Origin of the sequence: Rhodococcus sp. NPDC127527 (genome assembly GCF_042672245.1) — a bacterium.
GTDB lineage: Bacteria > Actinomycetota > Actinomycetes > Mycobacteriales > Mycobacteriaceae > Rhodococcus_G.
Map to the genome: position 1 here is coordinate 116792 of NZ_JBHXVP010000008.1, position 23629 is coordinate 140420.

The window sequence follows — 23629 nt, forward strand, 5'->3', positions numbered from 1 at the left end:
GTGAACACGCGTTCACCCCTCGCGCGCAAGCCGGACAATTCGACGCGCCCCCTCGCCGGCGTCACCTCGGGCCGGCCCGTCCGCCCTCACGCGGCCGCCTCCCCTCCCGCCGGCGAGGTCGCCGTCCGCGCGAACTCGCCCGCCGCGGACCAGGCCTCACGCTCGGCCCCGAACGCCGCGACCTGGGTCGCGCGGAACGCGGCGATCGAGGCGCTGTTGTCGGTCAGGAACGCCTCGTGCTCGGCGAGCGAGAAGCTGCCGTCGGTGATCTGGACGCCGCCGGACCCACCGGCCGCGGTCTCGGCCCGCAGCTCGAGCAGCTCGTCGGGTTCGACGGGATACCAGGAGATCCGGTCGAAGAACCGCAGCAGCCACGGGGTGCCGTCCTCGAACGGCCCGGACCGCTGCGGGTGCCGGTGATTCCACACCTGCGTGGTCCGCCCGACGAACTGGTAGCCACCGGGGCCCTCCATGCCGTAGATGCACAGGTACGCCCCGCCGATCCCGACCGCGTTCTCCGGCGTCCAGGTGCGGGCCGGGTTGTACTTGGTGGTCACCAGGCGGTGGCGCGGGTCGAGCGGGGTGGCGACCGGCGCACCGAGGTACACGTCCCCGAGCCCGAGCACCAGGTACTCGGCGTCGAAGACGGTGTCGAACACGTCCGCGACCGAGTCCAGGCCGTTCATCCGCCGGATGAACTCGATGTTCCACGGGCACCACGGCGCGTCCGCGCGCACGCCGTGCATGTACCGCTTGATCGCCTCCCGCGTGGACGGGTCGTCCCAGGACAGCGGCATGCGCACGGTCCGGCTCGGCACCACCAGCTGGGACGAGTCCGGGATCTGCGACTCGGCCTCGGCCAGCAACCCCATCAGCGTCGGCACCGGGAGCACGTCCGGATCGACCCGCACTTGCAGGGACCGGATGCCCGGGGTCAGGTCCAGCAGCCCGGCCGGCTTCTCGGCCTCGAGCCGCTGGTGCAGCGCGTGCGCGCGGGCCCTGAGCCCGAGGTCGAGGGTCATGTCCCCGTACTCGACGAGCACGTTGTCGTCGCCCGAGCGGCGGTAGGTCACCGCGGTGACGCCGTCGCGCCGGGCGATCACCCCGTCGTCGGCGTCGCCGCCCGCGCCGTACACGGCGGGCAGGCTGGCGCGACGGCCCAGTCCCAGTTGTCTTCTCGACGCCGCCCGCTCCGCCCGGATCGGCACGAACCGGACCGTGTCCCCGGGGCTGAGCTGGCCGAGCTTCCAGCGGTCGGCGGAGACGACGGTGACCGGGCAGACGAAACCACCGAGGCTGGGGCCGTCGGGACCGAGCAGAATCGGGGTGTCCCCGGTGAAGTCCAGCGCGCCGACCGAGTAGGCGTTGTCGTGGATGTTGGACGGGTGCAGGCCGGCCTCGCCGCCGTCGCCGCGCGCCCAGTCGGGCTGCGGTCCCACCAACCGCACGCCCGTGCGGTCGGAGTTGAAGTGCACCTCGTAGTCGGTGGCGTACAGGGTCTCGATGTCCTCGCGGGTGAAGAACTCCGGCGCCCCGTGCGGCCCCTCGGTGACCGCGATCTCCCAGTGCCGCCCGATCACGGGTACGTGCTCCATCGGGACGGGCTGGGCCGCAGCGGGATTCGACGGCCCGCCGCCGCAGGTGAGCACGTCCCCCTCCCGTAGGGTGCGGCCCTCGTGACCACCGAAGCGCCCGAGCGTGAAGGTCGCGCCGCTGCCGAGGTAGTCGGGCACGGTCAGGCCGCCGCGGACCAGCACGTAGATCCGCAGGCCCGGGCCGGACGCCGCGCCGACGTCGAGCACGCCGCCCGCGGGCACGTCGACCGGCGCCCAGGTGCGCACCGTGCGCCCGTTCACCCGGACCGTCGCGGGCGCACCGGTCACGCAGATCGTGGTCGCGTCCTCGAACCGCAGCGCGGGTCCCGCCATGGTGCACTCGAGTCCGGCCGCGCCCTCCTCGTTGCCGAGCGCCACGTTGCCGAGGCGGAAGGACAGGTCGTCCATCGGGCCCGAGGGTGGTACGCCGATCTGCCAGTAGCCGACCCGACCGGGCCAGTCCTGCACGGTGGTCAGCATGCCGGGACGCTGGACAGTCACGGTGTTGCAACGGCCGTCTTCCACGGTGGGGGTCATCACGCCTCCTCGGGCCGGGTGACGATCATCCGCACCTCGGTGGGGTCGAAACCGTTGCAGGGGTTGTTGATCTGGGGGCAGTTCGACACCAGCACCAGGGTGTCGATCTCGGCCCGCAGCGCGAGCCGCTTCCCCGGCGCGGACAGTCCGTCGACGATGCCCAGGGTGCCGTCCGCGTCGACCGGCACATTCATGAAGAAGTTGACGTTCGAGACCAGGTCCCGCTTGCCGAGGCCCCACCTGGCCCCCTCGACGAGGAAGTTCTCCACGCAGGCGTGCTGGTGCTTGGTGTGGTGCCCGTAGCGCAGCGTGTTGGACTCCTGCGAGCAGGCTCCGCCGACGGTGTCGTGGCCGCCGACCTCGTCGGCGACCAGGGTGACGAGGGCGGCGCCGTCGTCCGCGCGCAACACACTTCCGGCGGTGAGGAACAGATTGCCTTGCGCGGCAACGGTTGCCGCCGCCGAGTACCGCACGGCGTGGTCGTCGGCGGCGTAGAACAGCGTGTCCACGGCCTGGTTTCCGTGCAGGTCGACGACGGTGAGCACGTCGCCCGCGCGCAGGATCGTGGACCACGGTCCGCGGGCGCCGACCGTCTCGTCGAGGACGAGGGCGCCGGGGACGAGCGCGAGGCTCTCTACTGCAGTGGTCATCGGGCGCCCCTTCCGAAGTGTGCGGCGTTCCAAGCGTCCTCGGTGTTGAGAACGGCCCGCTGGTACTCGGGGTCGTCGTTGGGTAGGGCGCCGAGGTCCGCGGGGGCTTCCCACGCGAGGATCTCGAGCGAGGTGGTCGGGTAGCTCGGCGCCGGATCGAGGGGGTGCGCGGTGTTGGCGACGAGCGCGATCACCGGCAGGTGGATCAGCATTTCGAGTTCCGTTCCAGCACCGGCGTTCCCGATGCTGGTGAGGGTGCCGTCGGGCTCCACGCGCACGCCGTGGAAGAACGTGAGCACCGGGGCCAGGTCGCGCGCGGTCAGGCCGTGCTTGGCGGCGGCGAGGGTGAGCAACTCACGTCCGGCCGGAGCGCCCGAGTGGGCGAGGCCCGCACCGTACTTCGCCGTGTTGGTCGCCAGGCTGGTGGTCCCGCAGAACGCATCGTGCCTGCCCGAGGTGTCCGCGACGATGGTGGCCAGCACCCGCCCCTGGTCCGAGAGCAGGGGGTGCCCGACCCCCAGGTAGGCCTGCCAGGGCACCTTGACGGTGTCGGCGACGTTGAGTCGCTCGTGCGGTGCGTCGGCCCGGTACAGCAGCAGGTTGGCGCAGGCGGCCCCGTCGAGGTCGCGCAGCCGGACGCGGGTCCCGCGGGCCAGTACCTTCGAGGTGTAGCGTCCGCCGGGCACCGTCTCGGCCCAGGTCAACGCCTCGGCCGCGATCCCCGTGGGCGGATTGAGCCAACGCGAGGCGGGCAGCACGGGCATCGAGTCGGTGATCGCGCCGGCCTGGGCGCGGGCGTGCTCGCGGGCGGCGGCCGTGGTGGCGGTGGTGCTGTCGGTGGCTGTCGAGGTCACTGTCAGGCTCCAATCGTGACGGGGTTGGGGACGGTCTTGCCGCGCGGGTAGCACAGCGCTCCGGCGAGCACCACCACGGCGACCGTGACCGGGGCGGCCCATTGCAGGATCGGGAACTCCCCAGTCGGGTTGAAGATCTCGGCGCGCGGCCAGGCGAGGTTGACCACCATCGCGGCCCCGTAGAGCACGGCGGCGACGTTGACCGGCACCCCGAGTCGGCCGAGCGAGAACAGCGGCCTGCCCTCGGCGTCGACCTGGACTCCGCCGCGCGGCCAGCCCTGCAGCCGGCGCAACAGCAGCGGGACCGTCACCATCAGGTAGGCCAGGTAGATGAGCACGATGCACACGCTGGAGAGGGTGGTGAAGATCGCCGAGTTGCCGACGTTGACCGCGAGCACTGCGATGCAGGCGACTCCGATGAGCACGGACGGTGCGATCGGGGTTCCGGTGCGGCCGTTGACCTTCGACAGCACTCCCGATGCGGGCAGCCGGCCGTCACGGGCCATCGAGAACATCAGCCGGGACGCGGCGGTCTGGATCGCGAGGGTGCAGACGAACACCGCGATCGCGACGTCGACCAGCAGCAGGGTTCCCCACGGCGAGCCGAGGATCGCGGTCAGCACGTAGGGCAGGCCCTCGGTGGCGAGGCGGCCGTCGGTCAGGCTCGGCGCCGCCATCAGCGCGCCGACGATCATCAGGCCGCCGCCGAGCGCGGAGACCGACAGCGCCAACCGGATGGTGCGCGGCGCGACGCGGCGCGGGTTGCGGGTCTCCTCGGCGAGTTCGCCCGCCGAGCCGAACCCGACCATCACGTAGGCGGCCATCAGGCCGGAGACGATCCAGGCCCAGATGTAGCCGGGTTCGCTGCCCGCGGCCCCGGTGTCGAAGACCACCTGCGGTCCCCGCTGGGCGTGCGTGAAGAACATCCCCACCACCGCGATCACACCGACGATCTCGCAGGTCACCCCGATGTTGTTGATCCGCGACATCCAGTTCACGCCGACGCAGTTGATGGCGGTGGTCGCGACCAGCAGCACCGAACCGAGCAACACCGCATTGGCGGCCCCACTGGACGAGGTCAACGAGCTGTCCTCGCCGACGATCTGGAATCCGCTCCACACACTCGGCAGGACCACCTGGAGGGCGATGGCCGCCGCCGAGGCGGTGACGATCTGGGCGATGATCATGAACCACCCGGCGAACCAGCCGACGATCTCGCCGCCCATCCGCCGCGACCACTGGTAGATCGCACCCGAGATCGGGTACCGCGCGGCGAGTTCGGCGAAGCTGAGCGCGACCATGAACTGGCCGAGGAACACGCACGGCCACGTCCAGAAGAACGCCGGGCCGGCGAAGCTGAAGCCGAGGCCGAACAGCTGAAAGATCGTGGTGAGGATGGAGACGAAGGAGAAGCCCGCCGCGAACGAGGCGAACTTCCCGAGCGAGCGATGCAGTTGCTGCTCGTAGCCGAAATCTGCGAGATCGTTGTCGTCGCTGGGCTTCGATGCCACGGTCGTCATGGGCTCTCCTGCGAGGGGGCTGTCAGCGAGGTTTCCTGTCAGTTGACAGTTTTCTGGTCCGCCGTTCCCGGTGGGTGTCCCGCACGTTTCGACTGGGAGCCGTTCCGTTGCGACTCAATGTCATTCGTTACGGCAGCATTGCAGCCTCCTCACAGTGCGGGTCGGCGTCACCGAACCCCACACCCCTGCCAGGATGGGGCCATGACCGAACCGCTCGTCGTGCGCGATCCGTCGATGCGGCCCGCCGGCGAGCTGCTGCGCGGGCCCGCGGTCCACTGCTCCCCCGAGGCCTCCGTCCGGGACGCGGCGCAGGCGATGACGGCCGCGGGTCGCCGTCACGTCCTGGTTCGGCTCGGTGACGGCGAGTGGGGCATCTTCACCGACGGCGACCTGCGCCGACGGGTGGTCGCTGCGGGGCTGGACACGACCGTTCCCGTCCGCACGGTGTCGACCGCACCGGCCCGGACCGTCCCGGCCGACCGTCTCGGCGCCGACGTGCTGATGGACATGCTCGCGCACGGGGTGCGCCACATGCCGGTGCTCTCCGCCGCCGGCGAACCCCTCGGCGTCCTCGAGGACACCGACCTCCTCGCCACCGCCACGCGCGGCGGATTCGTGCTGCGCCGGGCGATCGCGCAGGCATCCGATCCGGACGCTCTGGTGGCCGCCGCGGCCAGGGTGCCCGAACTGGTGGTCGGACTGTGGCGCGCGCGAGTGGCCGCACTCGACGTGAGCGCGATCCTGTCGGTGTTGGTGGACGCCGCCGTCGCCGGCGCAGCCCGGATGGTCCGCGACGACCGCCCCGGGGGCGCGGCCTGGTTGACGCTGGGCAGCGTGGCGCGGCGCGAGGCGATGCCCGGCTCCGACGTCGACAGTGCGATGGTGTGGCCGGACACCGCCGACGGGCCCGAGGCCCGGCAGGCCGCGCTCGGCTACGCCAGACGCGTCCACGAGCTGCTGGCCAGGTGCGGCTTCCGGGCGGACGAGAAGGGGGCGCTCGCCTCGCGGCCGAGATTCGCTCGACCCGAATCCGGTTGGCGGACCGCGCTGGACGGCTGGCTGGCCGACCCGTACGCCGATCAGGGGGTGGTGATGATCTCGCTGCTCGCGGACAGCCGGATCGCGACTGGTCCCGGCGATCTCGACCTCGCCGCGGCCGCGCGGCGGCGTCTGCGCGCCACGCCCGACGCGCGCCGACTGCTGCTGCGGGAGGCGGTGGAGGACAAGGCCCGCATGCACTCGCTGCGCCAGATCCTCACCCGCCGCACCGATGCCGTCGACCTCAAGGCCCAGGGCGTGATGCCGGTCGTGAACATCGCGCGCTGGGCGGGGCTGGCGGCCGAATCCGCGGTCACCGCCACCCCGGCGCGACTGCGGGCGGCGGCCGCGGCCGGATTGCTGTCCGAGGACGACGCCACGTCCCTGGCCGAGTCGTTCGACGTGCTCGCGCAGATCCGGCTGCGGCACCAGTGCGAACAGATCGAGCGCGGCGAACGGCCCACCGACGTGGTGGCGATCAGTGCTCTGACTCCGCTGTATCGGAGCCTCCTCGCGAATGCGATTCGTGAGATCGCGGGCGTGCAGCGCACCCTCGCGTACGCGGGTCCGCCGTCGTGACCGGGCGACCGGCGCTGCGGTGGCCCGACCTGTTCACCGGTCTGTCCGCCCACCGCACGCACGCGGTGGAGCAGACCGTCGCCGCCGAATGGCTCGAGGGCTGGCGGCCGCTGCGTGCGGATGTCGCGGATCTCGTCGCACTCGCCCGCGACGACCTGGGTCACGGGACCTACCTCACCCGCCACCTCACGATCGCCGCCGCGCTGCCCGTCGCCCGCCGCCTGCGACTGTCGCTGCCGGCGCCCTACCTGGTGCGTGGAACGACGGTTCTGCGCAACAACTTCGGCTTCCGGGACGCCGCCCAGCTCCGGCCGGTGGAGTTCGCGGCGACCGCGTCCCGCCTGCTCCAGGTGCACCTCGGGACGTCCCCGCCGGCCCGGTCCGTCGACGCCGTGCATGTCCTCACCCTGCACCGGCACGTCTTCCAGGACGTGTTCGGCTGGGCCGGACAGACCCGGGTCGTGGACCTGTCGAAGAACGGTGACGCCTTTGCGCCGGTCGGCGCGATCCCGCGCTATCTGCGCGAGGTCGAGATCGCGATCGCCGCGACCGACTGGCATCGAGCGGACCGCGGCGCGGTGGCGTACGCGCTGGCCGCGGTCTACGTCCTCTACAACCACGCTCACCCGTTCCGCGAGGGCAACGGCCGCACCGGAACCCTGCTGCTGCACCAGCTAGCCGGCTCGACCCGCTACCGGCTCGACCTGTCGAGCGTCACGCCCACGGAATGGATTGCCGCGTCGCGGGACTCCGCGCCGTTCCGCCGTACCGGCGCCCCGTCGCCGCGCCCGCTGATCCCGCTGTTGGTCCGCTCGCTGGTCGCGTCATGACCCAGAAGCCGATCTCGCGCACATCGGTCGCGAAGGGCAACTCCCCCGCGACGGTGAATCCGTGCCGCTCGTACACGCGCCGGCCGCCCTCGTTCTCCTTGAGCACGTCCAGCCACACGAGCGCCTGGCCGTGCTCGTCGGCGAAGTCGAGCACCGCACCGATCAAGGCAGACCCGTGCCCCGCGCCGGTGAATTCCGGTAGCAGGTAGACCTTCTCGAGCTCGAGGCCCGAACGGTCGCTCAGGGGAACCTCGCGATCGACCGTCACCTTCGCGAAGCCCGCGAGCTCGCCGTCGACCCGGGCCAGGAGATAGCCGGTCGATTCGCCGGCGATCTCCCGCAGGATTCGATCGCCGCCGTACTCGACCGCAACGTAGGCGTCGAGCCCCGCCGGCGTCCACAGCGCGCCGAAGTGAGAGCGATACGACTGCTCACCGAGAACGGCCAGCGCAGCCGCGTCGCCGGGACCCGCCATCGCGATCGTCACCGTCATGAAATGAAGTATCCCGGACCGGGTATCCGGTCCGCGCACATGTCCGGGCCCACACTTCACCTGTCGTTCACCTGGGTTACATGTTTCCAACCGGCGGGTAACAAGAGTCTGTAGGGTCATCGCCACCCACATCCCTACACACCCGAGGTTGCCCCATGCCCTTCCCGCCGCGGAACGTGTCCCGCCGTGCCTTCCTCACCGGTCTGTCCGTCCTCGGCGGCGCCGCGGTGATGCCCGCCGCCGCCCACGCGACACCGACCCTCCGTCAGGCGGCGGACGCCGGGCCGGGCCTGGTCCGGAACCCCGAATTCGGCAACGGGGTGATGGCGGGCGTACCACGGACCGACGGCGCGACCTTGTGGACGAGAGTGGGTGCCGGGAGCGGGTCGGGAAGCGCCAGCGGCAGCCTCGGAACCGGCAGCCTCGGCACGGGCAGCCTCGGCACGGGCAGCCTGGGCGGCGGCAGTGCCGCGGGGGCGGGCGGCGAACTGGCGCTGATCGTGTCCACCCGCGAGGACCTGTCGGCGCCGGTCCTCGCGGAGCGGGTCCAGGTCCGCGACGACGCCGACGGCACGGTGCATTTCGACGCCACCGGCCTCGCACCCGGCGAGACCTACTACTACCAGTTCCGCGGCGACGGGGGCGAGTCGCCGGTCGGCCGATTCCGGACCCTGCGGCCCGCCGACTCCAACGAGCCGGTCCGCATCGGCTGGTTCACCTGCCAGGGTTTCGAGGAGGGCTACTACGCGGCGCACCGGCACCTCGCCGAGGAGGACCTCGACTTCGTCGTGTGCCTCGGCGACTACGTGTACGACTTCACCAAGCCGGGTGTGCGCGGGGTCGAGACCAACGCGTTCCCGCAGGGCCTCGACGGCATGCGGGACAAGTACCGCCGGTACCGCACGGACGACAACCTGACGCTGATGCACAGCCGGCACGCCTTCCTGCCCATCTGGGACGACCACGAGTTCCGCAACAACTACACCAAGGACGGGTGGACCTTCCCGGTGATCTCGCCGGTCGACGGCGCGATCGGGTTCCAGCAGAAGAAGCAGTGGGCGTGGCAGGCGTGGTTCGAGCACATGCCGGTGCCGCGCTTCTCGGGCGACCCGACCCGCACGTACCGGTCGCTGCGGGTGGGCCGGACCGTGGAGCTGTTCGCGCCCGACGCCCGGCAGTACCGGGACAAGCAGGCCTGCGGCGACTCCCTCGACCACATCCTCTGCGCGGAGGCCGACGCCCCGGGTCGCACCATGCTCGGCGCGACCCAGAAGCGGTGGCTGCTCGACGGCATGACCGGCTCGGACGCGCGCTGGAAGGTCGTCGCCAACGCCAACATGATGATGGGCATGGTGATCGCGGACAACGGCACCCGCGCCTACATGGACACCTGGGACGGCTACGGTGCGGAGCGGGCCGAGATCCTGTCCACCGCGGCCGCATCCGTCGACAACATGGTCCTGGTCACCGGCGACGACCACGACGGTTGGGCGGGCGAGCTGTGGGACACCGGTTTCGCGCCGGGCACCTCGAGCGGCGAGCAGGTCAACGCGCCCGGAACCAAGCGCGCGGGAGTCGAGTTCGTCGTCCCGTCCGTCACGTCGTCGAACACCGCCGACGGCGGCTACACCAGCAGCAGCGATGCGACCGGTGCGGCGAGGGCCGAGGAGGTCAACCGACGCGCGCACAACCCGCACGTCAAGCACGCCGACATGGTCAGCCACGGCTACGGGCTGCTCGACGTCACTGCGGGCGAGGCCCGTTTCCAGTTCCGTGCGGTCGACAAGCTGAACCCGAATTCCGGTGTGACGACGTCGAAGTCGCTGCGCACACCGTCCGGGCAGGCGGTGATCGAACCGGCGTGAGTCGGTTCGCGCCGTCCGCACTGCGGCGAGCCGGCGGGGAGTGGCGGCGACGGTCCGGTCAGTAGCTGAAGCTCACCGTCGGATCGTCGCCGATCCACTCCCACATCGGAACCGTGCCGCCGATCTCGGCGTTGCCCACCACCTCCGCGCGGTCGAGGTGCTTGGCCGCGAAGCACAGCGGGCAGATCAGGTACCGCCCTCCGGCGGCCAGGTAGCGCGCCGCGAGGTCCGCCAGCGGCGGGCAGCCCTCGCAGCCGACCACGCCCTCCATCCCGCCGCGCTGCGTCAGGCACACCGCCTCCTGGGTGAGGAACATCAGGGTCGGCCTGCCGCTCTCGGCCGCGGCGACCGCGACCAGGAAGGCGACGGTGACCCGCTCCGCGTCCTCGAGCCCGGTCGTCAGCGCCACGACCGCCTTGTTCCGTGTCTGTTCTGTCCGAGTGGTGTCGATGCCGTTCATGCCTCGAGTGTTCGCGGATTCGCGGGCGCGGTCATGAGGCATTCGCCTCATTCCGCGGCGCTGACACCCGCCAGACCGTGGTCGATCGCGGCGAGGCTGGCCTGCGTGCGGTTGTTGACGCCCAGCTTGAGATAGATGTGTTCGACATGGTTGCGCACGGTCTTGGTGGCGATCGACAGGTCCTGCGCGACGTCCCGGTTCGACCGGCCGCGCGCGAGCAGGCGCAGCACCTCGACCTCGCGGTCGGTCAGGCCCGCGGGCCACCTCGTCCGTCGCGGGACGCGCCCTCCCGACGCAGCGAGTACGGCGTCGACCGCGGCGGGGTCCAGCCTGCCCTCGCGCGCCTGCCGACGGATGCGCTCCGCCGCCCCGTCCGCGCCGAGCCCGGCCCGGTGCGGACGCGGCTCGACGCCCCGCCGATAGGCCTCCGCCGCGGCGAGCAGCCGGTCCGACTGGGTCAGTTCGGCGCCGCTCACCCCACGCGGAAAGCCGGAGCCGTCCAGCCGTTCCCGATGCGCCGTCGCCAGTGCGACCACCGGTCCGAGGCCGTCGACACGGCGCAGGATCCGCCCGGTCAGGTAGGGGTACAGGCGCACACGTTCCCACTCGGCGGCCGTCAGGGGACCCGACTTCTCCCAGATACTGTTGGGCACACCCATTCTCCCGAGCCCGTGGACCAGGCCCGCGCGGTAGAGCAGGGTCGCGTCGGCCTCCGACATCCCCCGCACCCTCGCCGCGGCGGCGGCCAGGTCCCCCACCGCCCGCGAATGACCCAGCAGCGTGGGACATTTCAGGTCCACGAAGTCGGCCATCGACCGCAGCAGCGAGTCCAGTTCCGGCTCGGTCAGGATCACACCCCGGTCCGGCGCCTGCTCCAGAGCCGCCGCCCAGACGTCGGTGTCCAGCAGTCCCGCCACGATCTCCTCGGCCCGAGCGACGAACGTCTCGGCCACCACGGGGCCGAACTGCCCGCCGGAACGGGCACGCACCACGTCGACGGCCTGCGCGAGACCGCCCGCGCGCAGGTGCACCTCCACGACGTCGGCGATCTGCGCGACCTGCGCCTCGACCGGGAGGTCGTCGCCGCGCAGGCCCGCGGGCAGTCCCGACCCGTCCCAACGCTCGAAGGTCGCGGCGATGGCCTCGCCGACCCGGCGGTCGCAGCCCACCCGGTCGGCGAACACCCGCGCCGAGGTGCAGTGCGACCGGATCAGATCCGTGACCCGCGCGCGGGCGGTGACCAGGAACGCGGCCTGCCGCAGTCCTCGATCCCAGACGGGCAGTCCGTCGCCGGTGTGCCGCAGCATGAGTCGTAGGAAGGGTAGACCGGCACGGTCCACCCGATAGGTGTCGGCCCGGAAGGCGATGTCGTCGCCGAAGAGGGCGGCCAACTCGTGCGAGTCCGCGTGGCAGCCGATCCAGGCGATCAGCGTCGCGTAGTACACCGTCCCGCGTTGCGCGGCGTCGAGACCGCACCGGTCCGACAGTCGAGTCGCGACGACGGCCGACCGCAGCATGTGTTCCATCGGCTGACCCAGACCGAGGTCGATGGCGAGCGAGAGCGCCGCCAGCAGTTCGGCACGCCGGGGTCCGCGACGTGCCCCGCCGACCGACCTGCTCGGGTGCACGACACCGATTCTCCCCGCTCACGGGTGCGTCGGGGGCCGAACAGGCCGAAAGCTGGCAGGATCGGCGGGTGACCACCGCCGGACCGGGTCGACCCCGGCTGACCAAACCGCGCCGGCCCGGGCCGACCGCACAGGCCGAGATCCTGGACGCCGCCGCGGAACTGTTCACCACCAAGGGGTTCGCGTCGACGTCGACCCGCCACATCGCCGAGGTCGTCGGGATGCGCCAGGCCTCGCTCTACCACCACTTCGCCACGAAGGACGACATCCTCGCGGCGCTGCTGCAGAAGACCGTCTCCGCGCCACTGGAGTTTGCGACGCGACTGACCGAGCTCACCGAGCCGGCCGCGGTGCGGCTGTACGCGCTGATCCTGTTCGACAGCGGCCAGCTGGTGTCGGGACGGTGGAATCTCGGGGCCCTCTATCTGCTGCCCGAACTGCGCACCGATCGGTTCGCCCACTTCCGCCGGGAGCGACAACTGTTGCGGGAGCGGTACTCCACCCTCGCCGGGGCGGTGCTCACCGAACTCGGCAGCTCGGAGACCGCGTGTGCCGGCCTGCCGTTCCGGATCGTCGAGACGGTGATCAACGAGCGCAGCGATACGGAGACCGAAGGCTCCGCACCGGGCGGGCTCGACTCGCCGGCACTGCTCGCCGACGCCGGCCTGCGGGTGCTGGGCTGGACCGACGTCCAGTCCCTGCGGGCTCCGGCCGGGCACCTGCTGGCCGACGCGGCAACATGAGCACCGACTGCGCTTTCTGCGACGTGGTCGCGGATCCGACGGCTACCGACGTCGTGTTCGAGGACGCCGACACGCTCGCCTTCCTCGATCGACGACCGGTGTTCAAGGGCCACACCTTGCTGGTGCCCCGCAGGCACATTCCGACCCTCGCCGACCTCCCACCCGACCTGATAGCCCCGGTCTTCGCTGCCGCACAACAACTGTCCGCCGCGGTGGTCACGGCCCTCCGCGCCGAGGGGTCCTTCGTGGCCATGAACAACGTTGTCTCCCAGAGCGTCCCACACCTGCACGTGCACATCGTCCCGCGCACCGAGGGCGACGGGCTCCGCGGCTTCTTCTGGCCGCGGACCAGGTACGCCGACTCGGCAGAGTCCGCCGACTGCGCGGCCAGGATCCGGTCGGCTCTGGGCTGAGAACCGCCTGAGGTGGGTGCAGCTGGGCGCGCGACACTTCGCTGAGTCTCTATCCGCTGTGGCATGGTCTGGGCATGGACGAGACGCCCACCGTTGCCAGCGACGAGTCACCCGTACGGCCTCCCCGTCACCGCAGCAGCGACGACTCGGAAGCGCCGCCGGGCGCCCCACTCTGGCGTCTCGACGACATCGAAACCGCGGACTCGGCGGATCAGTGGATCGTCGACGCCGTCCGGGACATCAACGACACGGTCAACGCGCTCTCGCGGCCCGAACTACAGCTCGATGGCGAACGAACACCCACCGGGGAAACCGCGGACGCAGCCACGAGCACCGAGGAAGCCTCGGACGTCGCCGCAAGCACCGACGGCGCGGACCTGCGTGAGGTCGCCGGCGGTGAGGCATCACCGTTCTGGGATCGGCTGGACGACGTCGCCCCCAGCCGGAACATCGCAGATCCACGATTCCCGTGGCTGCGCATCTACCAGGGCGGACTGACTCTTCACTCCGCGGTCTCGACGATTGTCGAGGACCCGACCCAACCGCCGACTCATGCCGTGACCGTCCAGGGCAGCAGGTGCCGGACGCTGCCCGAGTTCTGCGGCACCTGGGGTGACGCGCTCGAGTTCCCTCGCTACTACGGCCGCACCATCGATGCGTTCAGCGAGTGCTTCCGTGACCTGCTCGACATCTCCGACGGTGGGGTCGGAAGCCGGTTCGGTGACCGGCCCGGCCGCCCTGTCGAGCGATTGGTGATCTGCGTCGCCGATGCCGAACTGATGCTGCAACACGAAGACCTGACCGGTCCGGAGGAGCTGATCGAACTCCTCGATCAGCTCTGGTCGGACGTCGCCCGGCCACGGTGCGAACTGCGAGTTGTCTACAGTCCCGGAATCGACTTCAGCCGCGAAGCGCTACAACGACGACTCGGAATGACGGGCTCGGCGGCTGAGCGCGCGAAGAGCCTCGAGCGCAGAATCGACATCCTCGCCTCACTCGTCACGGCACTGGACCGGCGCGACGAACTCTTCGACGCGGTGGCGGGCACCGTCACGAATGCCGAGACACTGGCCGCGACCCAGGAACTCCTGCGCATCTCGTCGACCGGTGCGGAAGCGGTGGCATCGATGCCCGTCACCTCGTTCAACGCCTCCCACCAGCGCGGGTACCGACGCCGACTCGACACGCTGCGCGCCGAGCACGGGAAGCTGACATCCGGCGACGACCAGGTCGAATAGTCGCCCCGCGCACAAACCGACGCGGCCGCCTACTCGACGAGCCGGACGACCTCGTCGTCGGTGAGCACCGTCTCCGGCACCCGGCTGGCCGCCCGCGCCAACTGCACCGCCCGGTACAGGGGCCGCTCCTCGAGTCCCGCGCCGCGCGCCTCCGCCCGCAGCTGTCCGATCAGCGCGTCAGACATCGCCACGGCGGGGACCAGGTCCCCGGACACCAGCGCGTCCGCCAGCGAGCGCAGCGCGAGCACCTCGAGCTCGCGGCCGCCGTCGGCGGTGTAGAGCGCGAGCGGCACCGCCACCCGGCGCGCGTCGTCGCCGACCCGCAACACCACCTGGCTGACGCGTGCGACGCGCACCACCAGCTCGGCGCTCACCGCGACGCCGAGGTCGACGGACTTGGTCCGGAGGCCGGTGCGGGCGTGCACGGTGGTGCCGGACAACCAGATTCGGCGCCGCATCGCCAGGAGTGCCGACAGCGCGGTGGGCACGGCGATGATCGCACCGACCAGCGCTGCGACCGCGGCGGACGCGAAGATCGCGACCACGAGCGCGACCAGCACGCCGATCACGACCGCCACCACCGCGAGTCCACGCAGCCGCGGCCGGATCATCTCGACCGGAATCAGGTCCAGTGCAACAGATCCTGCGGCGTCACCCTTGGCCAAGGACCGAACCCACCTCGGCCACCACCGATTCCAACGGAACCTGACGCTGATCGCCGGCCGACAGGTCCTTGATGCCGATCACACCGTCGGCGATGTCGCGTTCGCCCAGCACCAGCGCCAGCCGCGCACCGGAACGGTCGGCCGCCTTCATCGCACCCTTGACGCCGCGGCCGCCGTACGCCATGTCCACCCGGATGCCCGCGGCCCGCAGCTGCGCCGCGATCACCACGAGCTTCGCCTTGGCCTCGTCGCCGAGCGGCACCCCGAACACCTCGCAGCGCGCGGGGCTGCCCGCGGTCTTGCCCTCCGCCTCGAGCGCGAGCACCGTGCGGTCCACGCCGAGGCCGAATCCGATGCCCGACAAGGCCTGTCCGCCGAGCTGTTCCATCAGTCCGTCGTAGCGTCCGCCGCCGCCGATGCCCGACTGGGCGCCGAGACCGTCGTGCACGAACTCGAAGGTGGTCTTGGTGTAGTAGTCGAGGCCGCGCACCATCCGCGGGTTCACCGTGTACGGGACGCCGAGCGCGTCAAGGTGCGCGAGCACCTCGTCGAAGTGGGCCTTGGCCTCCTCCGACAGGTGGTCGAGCATGAGCGGCGCGTCCGCGGTCATCTCCTTGATGTGCGGGCGCTTGTCGTCGAGCACGCGCAGCGGATTGATCTCCGCGCGGCGCCGGGTGTCCTCGTCCAGGTCGAGGCCGAACAGGAACTCCTGCAACAGCTCCCGGTACTGCGGGCGGCAGGTGTCGTCACCGAGCGAGGTGATCTCGAGCCGGAACCCCTCGAGGCCGAGGCTGCGGAAGCCCGCGTCGGCGATCGCGATCACCTCGGCGTCGAGCGCCGGGTCGTCGACACCGATCGCCTCGACGCCGACCTGCTGCAGCTGCCGGTACCGGCCTGCCTGCGGGCGCTCGTACCGGAAGAACGGGCCCGAGTAGCTGAGCTTGACCGGGAGCTGGCCGCGGTCGAGGCCGTGCTCGATGACCGCACGCATCACGCCCGCGGTGCCCTCGGGACGCAGCGTGACCGAGCGGTCGCCACGGTCGGCGAAGGTGTACATCTCCTTGCTCACCACGTCGGTGGACTCGCCGACGCCGCGCGCGAACAGCCCGGTGTCCTCGAAGATCGGCAGCTCGATGTGGCCGTAGCCGGCCAGGCGCGCCGCGCGGGTCAGCCCGTCACGGACGGCGACGAACTCCGCGGACGCGGGCGGCACGTAGTCGGGGACGCCCTTGGGGGCCGAGAATGCGGTGTTGCTGGGCTTGCTCACTGGTCTAGTTTCTCCTATCCGACAACACGAGCCCTACCTGGATCCGGCCAGTCCGACGAGGAACGGGTTCGACGCCCGCTCCTGCCCGATCGAGCTCGCGCCGCCGTGGCCCGGCAGCACCGCCGTCCCGTCGTCGAGGACGAGGAGCTTGGCGGCGATCGACGCGAGCAGCTGATCGTGGTTGCCGCCCGGCAGGTCGCTGCGCCCGATCGAGCCGGCGAACAGCGTGTCGCCGGTCAGTGCGATGGGCACCGGGCCCTGGTCGGTGTCGGCGGTGGTCCGCAGCACCACCGATCCCTGCGTGTGCCCGGGAGTGTGGTCGATCGTGACCGAGATGCCGGCCAGGTCCAGGACGTCGCCGTCGGCGAGCTCGATCACCTCGGACGGCTCGTGGAACTCGGCATCGCCGATCATCGCGGACAGCGCCGGACCGGTGCCGCGCAGCGGATCCGACAGCATGTAGCGGTCCTCGGGGTGGATGTAGGCGGGGATGCCGTACTTCTCGCACACCGGGGCGACCGACCAGGTGTGATCGAGATGCCCGTGCGTGAGCAGCACCGCGACCGGGGTCAGCGAGGACTTGCTCAGGAACTCCACGAGCGGCTCGGTGGCATCCTGACCGGGGTCGACGACGAGGCACTCGCTCGCCCCGTCCTGCGCGAGGATGTAGCAGTTCGTCTGAAACGCTCCGGCGGGGAATCCGGTGACGAGCACGGCAATCGCTCCTAAGTGACGGGAAACTTTCTCGACCGACAGCCTATGCGCCCGACACTCCAGCCTTTTCACAGGTTCTAATGGCACACTCTGTCAGCGACTAATTCGACGGTTTCCCCGGAGGTATGCAGCAGTGCCAAGCAATGAGCAGCGTCGCCAGGCCGCGAAACGCAAGCTGGAGCGACAGCTCGAACGCCGGGCGGAGAAGTCCCGCAAGCGTAAGCAGATGACGATCGGCGCCTCGATCCTCGGTGTGGTGCTCGTCATCGCCGCCGGTGCCGTCGTCTACTCCCTCACCAAGTCCGACGGCAACTCGGAGAACACCGCGGACGGCGCCGGCACCACGCAGGAGTCCCCGTCGGCCGCGCCGATGCCCGCGGCCCGCGCTCAGGCGCTGCCCGCGACGGTCGACTGCAGCTACCCGGCGGACGGCCAGCCACCCGCCAAGCCCGCCAGCGCCCCGAGCGCGACCGGCGTCTCCGCCGTGGGCACCGTCACGGTGAACCTGGACACCAACCAGGGACCGATCGGCCTGAAGCTCGACCGCGCCGAGTCCCCGTGCACGGTCAACAGCATGGTCAGCCTCGCCTCGCAGGGCTATCTCAACGACACCCCGTGCCACCGGTTGAGCACGACCGGACTGAAGATCCTGCAGTGCGGTGACCCGACCGGTCAGGGCACCGGCGGTCCCGGCTACGGCTTCAACAACGAGTTCCCGACCGACCAGTACGACCCGAACGACCCGGCGTTGAGCAATCCGGTGACCTACGCCCGCGGCACCATCGCCATGGCCAACACGGGACAGCCCGGCAGCAACGGCAGCCAGTTCTTCCTGGTGTACGACGATTCGCCGCTGCCTCCGAACTACACGGTGTTCGGCACGATCGACGACGCCGGGCTCGCCACCATCGAGAAGATCGCAGCCGCGGGCGACGACGGATCGATGTCCGCGGGCGGCGGCAAGCCGAACACCCCCGTCCAGATCACCACCGCGACCGTCGCGGCATGAGCCGCCCCCGCGCCGTCAGGAGCATCGTGACCGTCAAGAAGACCCTCATCGCGGCGGCGGGCATCGGCCTGCTGCTCGCCGCGACCGCCTGCTCGAGCAACGACAACTCCACGACGTCGGCGTCGTCGACCTCGCTCACCCCGGCGCGCCAGACTGCCGCCGCGCCGGACCTGTCCTCGTACCCGAAGCTGCCGGCCGTGCCGGTCCAGGAGTCGGCGACCGCGGCGTGCTCGTACCCGGCGACCGGCCAGCCGATCAAGCCGGTCAACCCGCCGAACCCGGCCGGGGTCCCCACGTCGGGGACCGCGCAGATCGCGATGGCCACGTCGCAGGGGCCGATCGGGCTGACCCTGAACCGCGCCGAGGCGCCGTGCACGGTGAACAGCTTCGTCAGCCTGAGTGAGCAGGGCTACTACAACGACACCCCCTGCCACCGGCTGAGCACCAGCGGGCTGTACATCCTGCAGTGCGGCGACCCGTCGGGCAGCGGCCGCGGCGGGCCGGGCTACGGCTACCTCAACGAGTACCCGTCCAACCAGTACGCGCCGTCGGATCCGGCCGGACAGCAGCCGGTCGTGTACCCGCGCGGCACCATCGCGATGGCCAACACCGGTCAGCCCGGCAGCAACGGCAGCCAGTTCTTCCTCGTCTACCAGGACTCGCCGCTGCCGCCGCAGTACACCGTGTTCGGCACGATCGACGACGCCGGCCTCGCCACCATCGAGAAGGTCGCCGCCGCGGGCGACGACGGATCGATGTCCGCGGGCGGCGGCAAGCCGAACACCCCGATCCAGATCGAGAAGGTCACCGTCAGCTAGTCACTCGCTCGACTCCGATCGTCGAGCGACCGTCACATCGGGACCGAGAGTGCGCACATCGCCGCACTCTCGGTCCCGACTCGTTCGCGTCGCAGCTCACCGCCGCCGAGTCCGATCGAGCATGCCGAGGTAGGCGTCGAGCTGAGCCGCGCCGGCGAGGAGGTTGCGGCTGCGCATGGTCAGCCGGTCCTGCCACGCATCCAGGAAGGCGCTCAACGCGTCCGCGCCGCCCGCCTCGCGCAACGACACGAGGAACCGCGCGACCTGCGACAGCGGGTACCCACCGCGGCGCAGCTGCCGCGCGATCTCGGCGTCGCGCACGCAGTCCGGTCCGTACTGGCGGTAGCCCGTCGCCCGGTCGCGTTCGGGGCGCAGGATGCCGTCGGCCTCCCAGGTGCGCAGCGTCGCCGGGTGCACGCCGAGCCTGCGGGCGAGTTCCCCCACGGTCAGGGGTGGACCGTGAACCCGGGCTGGGATGGCGGTGGACAGGGCACCGAGCGCGGCCGCGACCTCGGTGCGGGTGTCGCGTTCGGCGAGCAGCGCGACGTGCGCGGCGTCGATCAGCCGGTAGGCGCTCTCGGCGTCGCCCTGGTTGGTCGCGCGCATGATCTGCGTTGCCTGCCGGTGCCCGTGGCCGCCGCGCAACGCGAGGAAGGCACGCAGTGCCTGCGCGTGCAGGGGCGTGTAGCGCCGATAGCCGCTTGCGCTGCGCTCGGTCGGCGGAAGCACGCCTGCGTCGTCGTAGTTGCGGATCGCCTGGGCGGACAGACCGTGCTCGCGGGCGAGGTCGACGGGTCGCAGCACGCACCTCCGGTTGAGGCTTTTCATGTGTCAGTTCCTGATCGAGATCGCTCGAGTCCCAACCGAATGTTCAACGATAGCGTCGAGGGCAGATCCTCGACGAAAGGGATGTTCGTGTCTACTGCCACAGCACTGCGTGGGATCGGCCGCCAACTCGACGACACGGCAAGCCAGGGCCACGCCGTCGACGAACTGCTCGCCGCGCGGACCGAGCCACCGGCCCTGGTCGCCCTCGGCGAGCCCACACACGGGATCGAGGCGTTCCCGTTGCTGCGCAACGAACTTCTCGGCCACCTCGTCGAGCGGGGCTTCCGGTCGATCGTGTTGGAAACCGACTTCTTTGCCGCGTCCGCAGTCGACGACTACGTGTGCGGGGCAACCGCGAACGTCGACGAGGTGCTCGCGACGGGGTTCAGCCACGGTTTCGGCGCCGTGCCGGGCAATCGCGAACTCGTCGAGTGGCTCCGCGAGCACAACGCCGGCCGGGCGCCGCAGGATCGGGTTCGCTTCCACGGCTTCGACGCGCCGTTGGAGTTCGCGGGTGCGCCGAGCCCGCGACGCGCGCTGTTCTCGGTCGTCGACCACCTGCCCGGGGCGCTACTGCCCGAGTCGGTCGCCGACCTGGACGCGCTGCTCGGCGAGGACGCGGACTGGACGAACGAGGCCGCCATGTACGACCCGGCAGCGTCCGTCGGTGACTCAGCTCGCGCTCGCACGCTGCGCATCGTCGCGGACGACCTCGCCAGCGTCGTGCACCGCGCCGCGCCGGGCCTGCACTCCGCCGACCCGACCGACTACCACCACGCCGTCGCACACGCACGCACCGCACAGGGGCTGCTGCGCTATCACGCGGCCATGGCCGGCTCAGCGCCCGATCGCATCGCGACCCTGCTCAGCCTGCGTGCGGAGATGATGGCCGAGAACCTGCTCGCGATCATCGCCCGCGAGCAGCACCGCGGGCCGAGCCTGGTGTTCGCACACAACGTGCACCTGCAGCGTGCGGGGTCCCGGACAACGGTCGAAGACGGCGACGTGAACTGGTGCAGCGCAGGGGCGCTCGTCGAGCTCACCCTCGGCGAGCGGTACGTGTTCCTGGCCACCGACGCGAACCCCGACAGCGCTCCGGGCACCCTCCAGGGCGCGCTGGCCGAGGCGACCACCCGCCGGGCCCTGTTCCCCGCGCCGGCGTTGCGCGCCGCCCTCGACCCGTCGATCCGTGCGGGCGAACCGATCCTGCCCGGCCACATCCCGCTCGACCCGGCAGAGTTGGACGGCACCGACGCGGTCATCTTCGTCGGCGACACCGACGGAAGGCGGCATCGATACTGGTAGCCGAGCGCGCTGCAACAGCGACGGCACGAGGTGGGGGCGAGACCTGTTGTCTCGCCGCCCACCTCGTAACTCACCTTTCGCACCACACCCGTCTGGGCGGCGCGTCCAGGCGCTTCGGTTACCCCTGCGGTCCGGGTGCGTCCACCGGGGGCAGGTTGTGCGGGCAGGTCGGCGCGCCGGCGGCGCGTGCGGCTCGCTCCTGCGGGTAGGAGCCGGCCAATTGCTCGTGGGGCAGGTTCTGGAGTGCGAGCAAGGTGTCGCCGACGACGAGGGTCTGCTGGTGCAACCGGTTGAAGTCGATCGCGTTGGCCCCGAACGAGGGCGCCCACAGTGACCAAGGGCCCGAGATACCCGCGAGTGCCGGAACGAGGCGACTGTGGAAGTCGCCGCCGATGCCGCCGAAGCTGCAGTTCGCCGGGACCCGGCCGGGCACCGGCTGATCGAATCCGCGAACGACGCCGGTCCGGTCGACCGGGTGCGCCTTGACCGCGGAGACCAGGGCGTTGGAGAGGGCGGGGCTTTCACTTCCTGCGAACCAGAAGTACGGCTCGCCCGCTCCGGTGAATTCCAGTTGCTGGCCGGGCCCGTTCGCGCGCTTCACGGGCAGGATTTCGCGGGTTCCCATGTGCTCGACGGAGAAGTCGAAGGCGACGTCGCCGGAGTCGTATTCCTTGTCGATCTGAGTGGCGTACCGCTCGGTCCCGTCCGTGGACATGGCGAGGTGGGAGCTGGTGAAAGCGAACTCGTAGGTCAGGGGCCGACACTCGACGGGCAGCCGGGAGAGGTATCGCGCCAGTGTCAGCAGCGCCACGCTGCCGTTCTCCTGCACCCAAGTGGCGCCGTCGGTGTGGGTGTTGACGACGATGCGTTCCTTGCTCTTGCCGGGAAGGGTGGCAATCACATTGCGCGTGGTGGCGTCGTCCGCCTCGGCGAGCACGCTGATTTTCGCCTCGGCCCCGTGGCTGGCGAGCTCCTTGAGCCGCACCGCCTCGTCCACGCCCACGAACACCGCGGGCACCCTGAAGTGCGTGCCGGTGTGCGGGTCCCAGTAGCCCCGGACCTGCTCGGCGGGCACGTTCCACGCCATGATCACCCCGGCCGCCCCGGCGATCCCGGCTGCGGTCGGGTCCGGCGCGAACGCCCCGTTGAATGGGCGCGCGTAGGTGCCGTCGCGCGGGAAGTCCGGGGACAGGTAGGAGGACTGCGCGTCGGCGACCGCGTAGGGAATCGGCGGGACCTGCACATCACGGATCACGATCTTGCCGCGGGCGTTCTCCGGCGTGATCGCGGTTCCGGCGGGCAGGTAGACCATCGGAGCGGTCCGCCCGGCTTCCCCGGTGGGCAGCGAGTACGGGAGCGCCCCGGCCGTCGGCACCTGCTCCGCCACACCGCCCGACCCCGGAAGCGAGAGCTGCCCCGCCGCAGCCAGGTCACGCCCGGGCCCCGTCTTCGAGCGCGGCGACGGCATCCACCGCTTGAGGGGGTACTCGTCCGAACGGATGGTCACACCCGGCATCGCATCGAGTTGTTGCTCGACCCAGTCGATCATGCGCGCGTGTTCCGGGCTGCCCGGCGTACGCAGCCCGAAGCCGGCGATCTTCGCGTTCATTCGTTTGAGCTCGTCCGGGCCAGGGAACGAGGCCGGGTCGACGGATTCGGGGCAGCTTCCGGCCGGACCGGTCGAACCGGTCGACCCGGTCTCGATCGAGCCGGTCGAGCCGAACGCCGGCGCGGCGCCCGCCTGGGCGAAGCTCGTTGCGGCAAGTAGGACGGCGGTGGCGAGTGTGGGTATCGCGCGGCGAAGTTTCACGGACGGGTCTCCAATAATCGAGCTATAGAAGTGACATCAGTTACTTTTATACAGGTCGACTATGACCCATGTCACGCAGGGGCGGCCCGACCAGGTCCGGGACGTCGCTCGTCAGTCCGGCGACGCCGAGAACATCGCCTCGATCCAGAGGCCTGCCTCGGCCGCGAGGTCGGATGTGCTCCCGCCCTCGGGATCGTCGAGAACATCCGAGGCGAGCTGTCGGACTGCGTACACCGCGCCGACGTACGCGCTGAGCGGCGGCCTCGGAATCTCGGGCCAGAGCCGCTCGCGCTCGGACTTGAGCACCTGCGCCATCCCCACCAATGCGGTACGACGACGCGCGCGGGCGGGCCGTCCCAGTGCATCCATCTCCACCTGAAACGCCTGGGCCACAACAGGATCCGCATCCAGAGCTCCCAGGTACCCCGCCACCACGGACGTGATCACCTGCCGGTCCCAGTCCGTCGGGGTGGTCGGCAGGATCTCCCGAATGCGCACGATAAGGACCTCGATGAACCGGTCGTACGCGGCGAAGACACACGAGTCCTTGTCCGGAAAGCACTGGTAGAAGGCAACCTGAGAAACCTTTGCCCGCGCAGCGATCTGGCGCACACCCACGCCGCGATACCCCGACTCGGCCATCAGCTCCGTAGCCGCGATCATCAGCCGCTCTCGCTGCGCGGCAAGAACATTCTCTCGGCTCAGCTCGTGGCGGCCCCGCGGTAGTTCCGGTGGAGTCGTGAAGAACACCCCGTCACGAATCCGACGAG

General features: G+C 70.8%; 22 protein-coding genes. 9 read left to right on the forward strand and 13 right to left on the reverse strand.

The annotated features are described in order from the left end of the window. Window positions 1-86: 86 nt before the first annotated feature. Genes ACFVH2_RS15355 through ACFVH2_RS15370 form a run of 4 tightly spaced genes read right to left on the reverse strand, consistent with a single transcriptional unit; the run spans window position 87 to window position 5156 of the window. Window positions 87-2132, reverse strand: coding sequence for a 5-oxoprolinase/urea amidolyase family protein (locus tag ACFVH2_RS15355; protein WP_378423821.1), 2046 nt, complete (start codon window positions 2130-2132; stop codon window positions 87-89). Continuing rightward, entirely contained in the window at window positions 2132-2782 is a 651-nt protein-coding gene (locus tag ACFVH2_RS15360; protein ID WP_378423823.1) for an urea amidolyase associated protein UAAP2, read from the reverse strand. The genes ACFVH2_RS15355 and ACFVH2_RS15360 overlap by 1 nt, the downstream gene beginning before the upstream one ends. Further along, window positions 2779-3636: an urea amidolyase associated protein UAAP1 gene (locus ACFVH2_RS15365; protein WP_378423825.1), complete on the reverse strand. Its 858-nt coding sequence runs from the start codon at window positions 3634-3636 to the stop codon at window positions 2779-2781. Before ACFVH2_RS15365 ends, ACFVH2_RS15360 begins: the two co-directional genes overlap by 4 nt. Before the next feature lie 2 nt (window positions 3637-3638). After that, window positions 3639-5156 (reverse strand): amino acid permease, encoded by a 1518-nt coding sequence (locus ACFVH2_RS15370; protein ID WP_378423827.1) that lies wholly within the window; start codon window positions 5154-5156, stop codon window positions 3639-3641. Between the two features lie 201 nt (window positions 5157-5357). Here ACFVH2_RS15370 and ACFVH2_RS15375 point away from each other — a divergent pair, with 201 nt between their 5' ends. Beyond that, on the forward strand, window positions 5358-6773 hold the full coding sequence (locus ACFVH2_RS15375) for a putative nucleotidyltransferase substrate binding domain-containing protein (protein WP_378423829.1): 1416 nt from the start codon (window positions 5358-5360) through the stop codon (window positions 6771-6773). Continuing rightward, entirely contained in the window at window positions 6770-7603 is an 834-nt protein-coding gene (locus ACFVH2_RS15380; RefSeq protein ID WP_378423831.1) for a Fic family protein, read from the forward strand. Before ACFVH2_RS15375 ends, ACFVH2_RS15380 begins: the two co-directional genes overlap by 4 nt. Here the strand turns inward: ACFVH2_RS15380 and ACFVH2_RS15385 are convergent. Then, window positions 7488-8096, reverse strand: a complete 609-nt coding sequence (locus ACFVH2_RS15385) for a GNAT family N-acetyltransferase (protein ID WP_378423832.1) — start codon at window positions 8094-8096, stop codon at window positions 7488-7490. The genes ACFVH2_RS15380 and ACFVH2_RS15385 overlap by 116 nt on opposite strands. Before the next feature lie 155 nt (window positions 8097-8251). Between ACFVH2_RS15385 and ACFVH2_RS15390 the strand changes: the two genes are divergently transcribed. Then, window positions 8252-9961, forward strand: coding sequence for an alkaline phosphatase D family protein (locus tag ACFVH2_RS15390; protein WP_378423834.1), 1710 nt, complete (start codon window positions 8252-8254; stop codon window positions 9959-9961). 58 nt (window positions 9962-10019) lie between these two features. Here ACFVH2_RS15390 and ACFVH2_RS15395 read toward each other — a convergent pair whose 3' ends face one another. Together ACFVH2_RS15395 and ACFVH2_RS15400 are read right to left on the reverse strand one after the other, a co-directional pair. Continuing rightward, entirely contained in the window at window positions 10020-10421 is a 402-nt protein-coding gene (locus tag ACFVH2_RS15395; protein ID WP_378423836.1) for a peroxiredoxin, read from the reverse strand. 47 nt (window positions 10422-10468) lie between these two features. Further along, window positions 10469-12049 carry an HD domain-containing phosphohydrolase gene (locus tag ACFVH2_RS15400; protein WP_378423838.1) on the reverse strand — a complete coding sequence of 527 codons (1581 nt, stop codon included), beginning with the start codon at window positions 12047-12049 and terminating at the stop codon, window positions 10469-10471. Window positions 12050-12117: 68 nt separating this feature from the next. Here ACFVH2_RS15400 and ACFVH2_RS15405 point away from each other — a divergent pair, with 68 nt between their 5' ends. From ACFVH2_RS15405 to ACFVH2_RS15415, 3 genes are all read left to right on the forward strand, one after another. Continuing rightward, a complete protein-coding gene (locus tag ACFVH2_RS15405; protein ID WP_378423840.1) occupies window positions 12118-12792 on the forward strand; it encodes a TetR/AcrR family transcriptional regulator in 675 nt (224 codons plus the stop codon). After that, the gene (locus tag ACFVH2_RS15410) at window positions 12789-13205 is read left to right on the forward strand and encodes an HIT family protein (protein ID WP_378423842.1); all 417 of its coding nucleotides are present in this window, start codon (window positions 12789-12791) and stop codon (window positions 13203-13205) included. The genes ACFVH2_RS15405 and ACFVH2_RS15410 overlap by 4 nt, the downstream gene beginning before the upstream one ends. 74 nt (window positions 13206-13279) lie before the next feature. Then, window positions 13280-14443, forward strand: coding sequence for a barstar family protein (locus tag ACFVH2_RS15415; protein ID WP_378423844.1), 1164 nt, complete (start codon window positions 13280-13282; stop codon window positions 14441-14443). Between the two features lie 29 nt (window positions 14444-14472). On the opposite strand, the gene ACFVH2_RS15420 is transcribed toward ACFVH2_RS15415, so the two are convergent. From ACFVH2_RS15420 to ACFVH2_RS15430, 3 genes are read right to left on the reverse strand one after another with little or no spacing between them, the layout of a single operon-like run. Beyond that, window positions 14473-15108 (reverse strand): hypothetical protein, encoded by a 636-nt coding sequence (locus ACFVH2_RS15420; protein ID WP_378423846.1) that lies wholly within the window; start codon window positions 15106-15108, stop codon window positions 14473-14475. After that, on the reverse strand, window positions 15095-16375 hold the full coding sequence (gene hisS, locus ACFVH2_RS15425; protein WP_378423848.1) for a histidine--tRNA ligase: 1281 nt from the start codon (window positions 16373-16375) through the stop codon (window positions 15095-15097). Before hisS ends, ACFVH2_RS15420 begins: the two co-directional genes overlap by 14 nt. A gap of 33 nt (window positions 16376-16408) precedes the next feature. Beyond that, window positions 16409-17089: an MBL fold metallo-hydrolase gene (locus ACFVH2_RS15430; protein WP_378423850.1), complete on the reverse strand. Its 681-nt coding sequence runs from the start codon at window positions 17087-17089 to the stop codon at window positions 16409-16411. Window positions 17090-17222: 133 nt separating this feature from the next. Between ACFVH2_RS15430 and ACFVH2_RS15435 the strand changes: the two genes are divergently transcribed. Beyond that, the gene (locus ACFVH2_RS15435) at window positions 17223-18098 is read left to right on the forward strand and encodes a peptidylprolyl isomerase (RefSeq protein WP_378423852.1); all 876 of its coding nucleotides are present in this window, start codon (window positions 17223-17225) and stop codon (window positions 18096-18098) included. After that, on the forward strand, window positions 18095-18916 hold the full coding sequence (locus tag ACFVH2_RS15440) for a peptidylprolyl isomerase (RefSeq protein ID WP_378423854.1): 822 nt from the start codon (window positions 18095-18097) through the stop codon (window positions 18914-18916). Before ACFVH2_RS15435 ends, ACFVH2_RS15440 begins: the two co-directional genes overlap by 4 nt. Window positions 18917-19012: 96 nt before the next feature. Here the strand turns inward: ACFVH2_RS15440 and ACFVH2_RS15445 are convergent, their stop codons facing one another. Further along, entirely contained in the window at window positions 19013-19717 is a 705-nt protein-coding gene (locus tag ACFVH2_RS15445) for a MerR family transcriptional regulator (RefSeq protein ID WP_378423999.1), read from the reverse strand. Between the two features lie 108 nt (window positions 19718-19825). Here ACFVH2_RS15445 and ACFVH2_RS15450 point away from each other — a divergent pair, with 108 nt between their 5' ends. Further along, window positions 19826-21049 (forward strand): erythromycin esterase family protein, encoded by a 1224-nt coding sequence (locus tag ACFVH2_RS15450; RefSeq protein ID WP_378423856.1) that lies wholly within the window; start codon window positions 19826-19828, stop codon window positions 21047-21049. A gap of 118 nt (window positions 21050-21167) precedes the next feature. Here the strand turns inward: ACFVH2_RS15450 and ACFVH2_RS15455 are convergent, their stop codons facing one another. Next, window positions 21168-22859, reverse strand: coding sequence for a hypothetical protein (locus tag ACFVH2_RS15455; RefSeq protein ID WP_378423858.1), 1692 nt, complete (start codon window positions 22857-22859; stop codon window positions 21168-21170). 111 nt (window positions 22860-22970) lie between these two features. Further along, a complete protein-coding gene (locus ACFVH2_RS15460; RefSeq protein ID WP_378424001.1) occupies window positions 22971-23522 on the reverse strand; it encodes a TetR/AcrR family transcriptional regulator in 552 nt (183 codons plus the stop codon). Window positions 23523-23629: the final 107 nt, after the last annotated feature.

What these genes read in the sequence shown, in the direction of transcription:
- ACFVH2_RS15355 (WP_378423821.1), bottom strand. Translation starts at nt 2,132, where the DNA reads ATGACCCCCACCGTGGAAGACGGCCGTTGCAACACCGTGACTGTCCAG.
- ACFVH2_RS15360 (WP_378423823.1), bottom strand. Translation starts at nt 2,782, where the DNA reads ATGACCACTGCAGTAGAGAGCCTCGCGCTCGTCCCCGGCGCCCTCGTC.
- ACFVH2_RS15370 (WP_378423827.1), bottom strand. Translation starts at nt 5,156, where the DNA reads ATGACGACCGTGGCATCGAAGCCCAGCGACGACAACGATCTCGCAGAT.
- ACFVH2_RS15375 (WP_378423829.1), top strand. Translation starts at nt 5,358, where the DNA reads ATGACCGAACCGCTCGTCGTGCGCGATCCGTCGATGCGGCCCGCCGGC.
- ACFVH2_RS15385 (WP_378423832.1), bottom strand. Translation starts at nt 8,096, where the DNA reads ATGACGGTGACGATCGCGATGGCGGGTCCCGGCGACGCGGCTGCGCTG.
- ACFVH2_RS15390 (WP_378423834.1), top strand. Translation starts at nt 8,252, where the DNA reads ATGCCCTTCCCGCCGCGGAACGTGTCCCGCCGTGCCTTCCTCACCGGT.
- ACFVH2_RS15395 (WP_378423836.1), bottom strand. Translation starts at nt 10,421, where the DNA reads ATGAACGGCATCGACACCACTCGGACAGAACAGACACGGAACAAGGCG.
- ACFVH2_RS15410 (WP_378423842.1), top strand. Translation starts at nt 12,789, where the DNA reads ATGAGCACCGACTGCGCTTTCTGCGACGTGGTCGCGGATCCGACGGCT.
- ACFVH2_RS15415 (WP_378423844.1), top strand. Translation starts at nt 13,280, where the DNA reads ATGGACGAGACGCCCACCGTTGCCAGCGACGAGTCACCCGTACGGCCT.
- ACFVH2_RS15440 (WP_378423854.1), top strand. Translation starts at nt 18,095, where the DNA reads ATGAGCCGCCCCCGCGCCGTCAGGAGCATCGTGACCGTCAAGAAGACC.
- ACFVH2_RS15450 (WP_378423856.1), top strand. Translation starts at nt 19,826, where the DNA reads ATGTTCGTGTCTACTGCCACAGCACTGCGTGGGATCGGCCGCCAACTC.
- ACFVH2_RS15460 (WP_378424001.1), bottom strand. Translation starts at nt 23,522, where the DNA reads ATGATCGCGGCTACGGAGCTGATGGCCGAGTCGGGGTATCGCGGCGTG.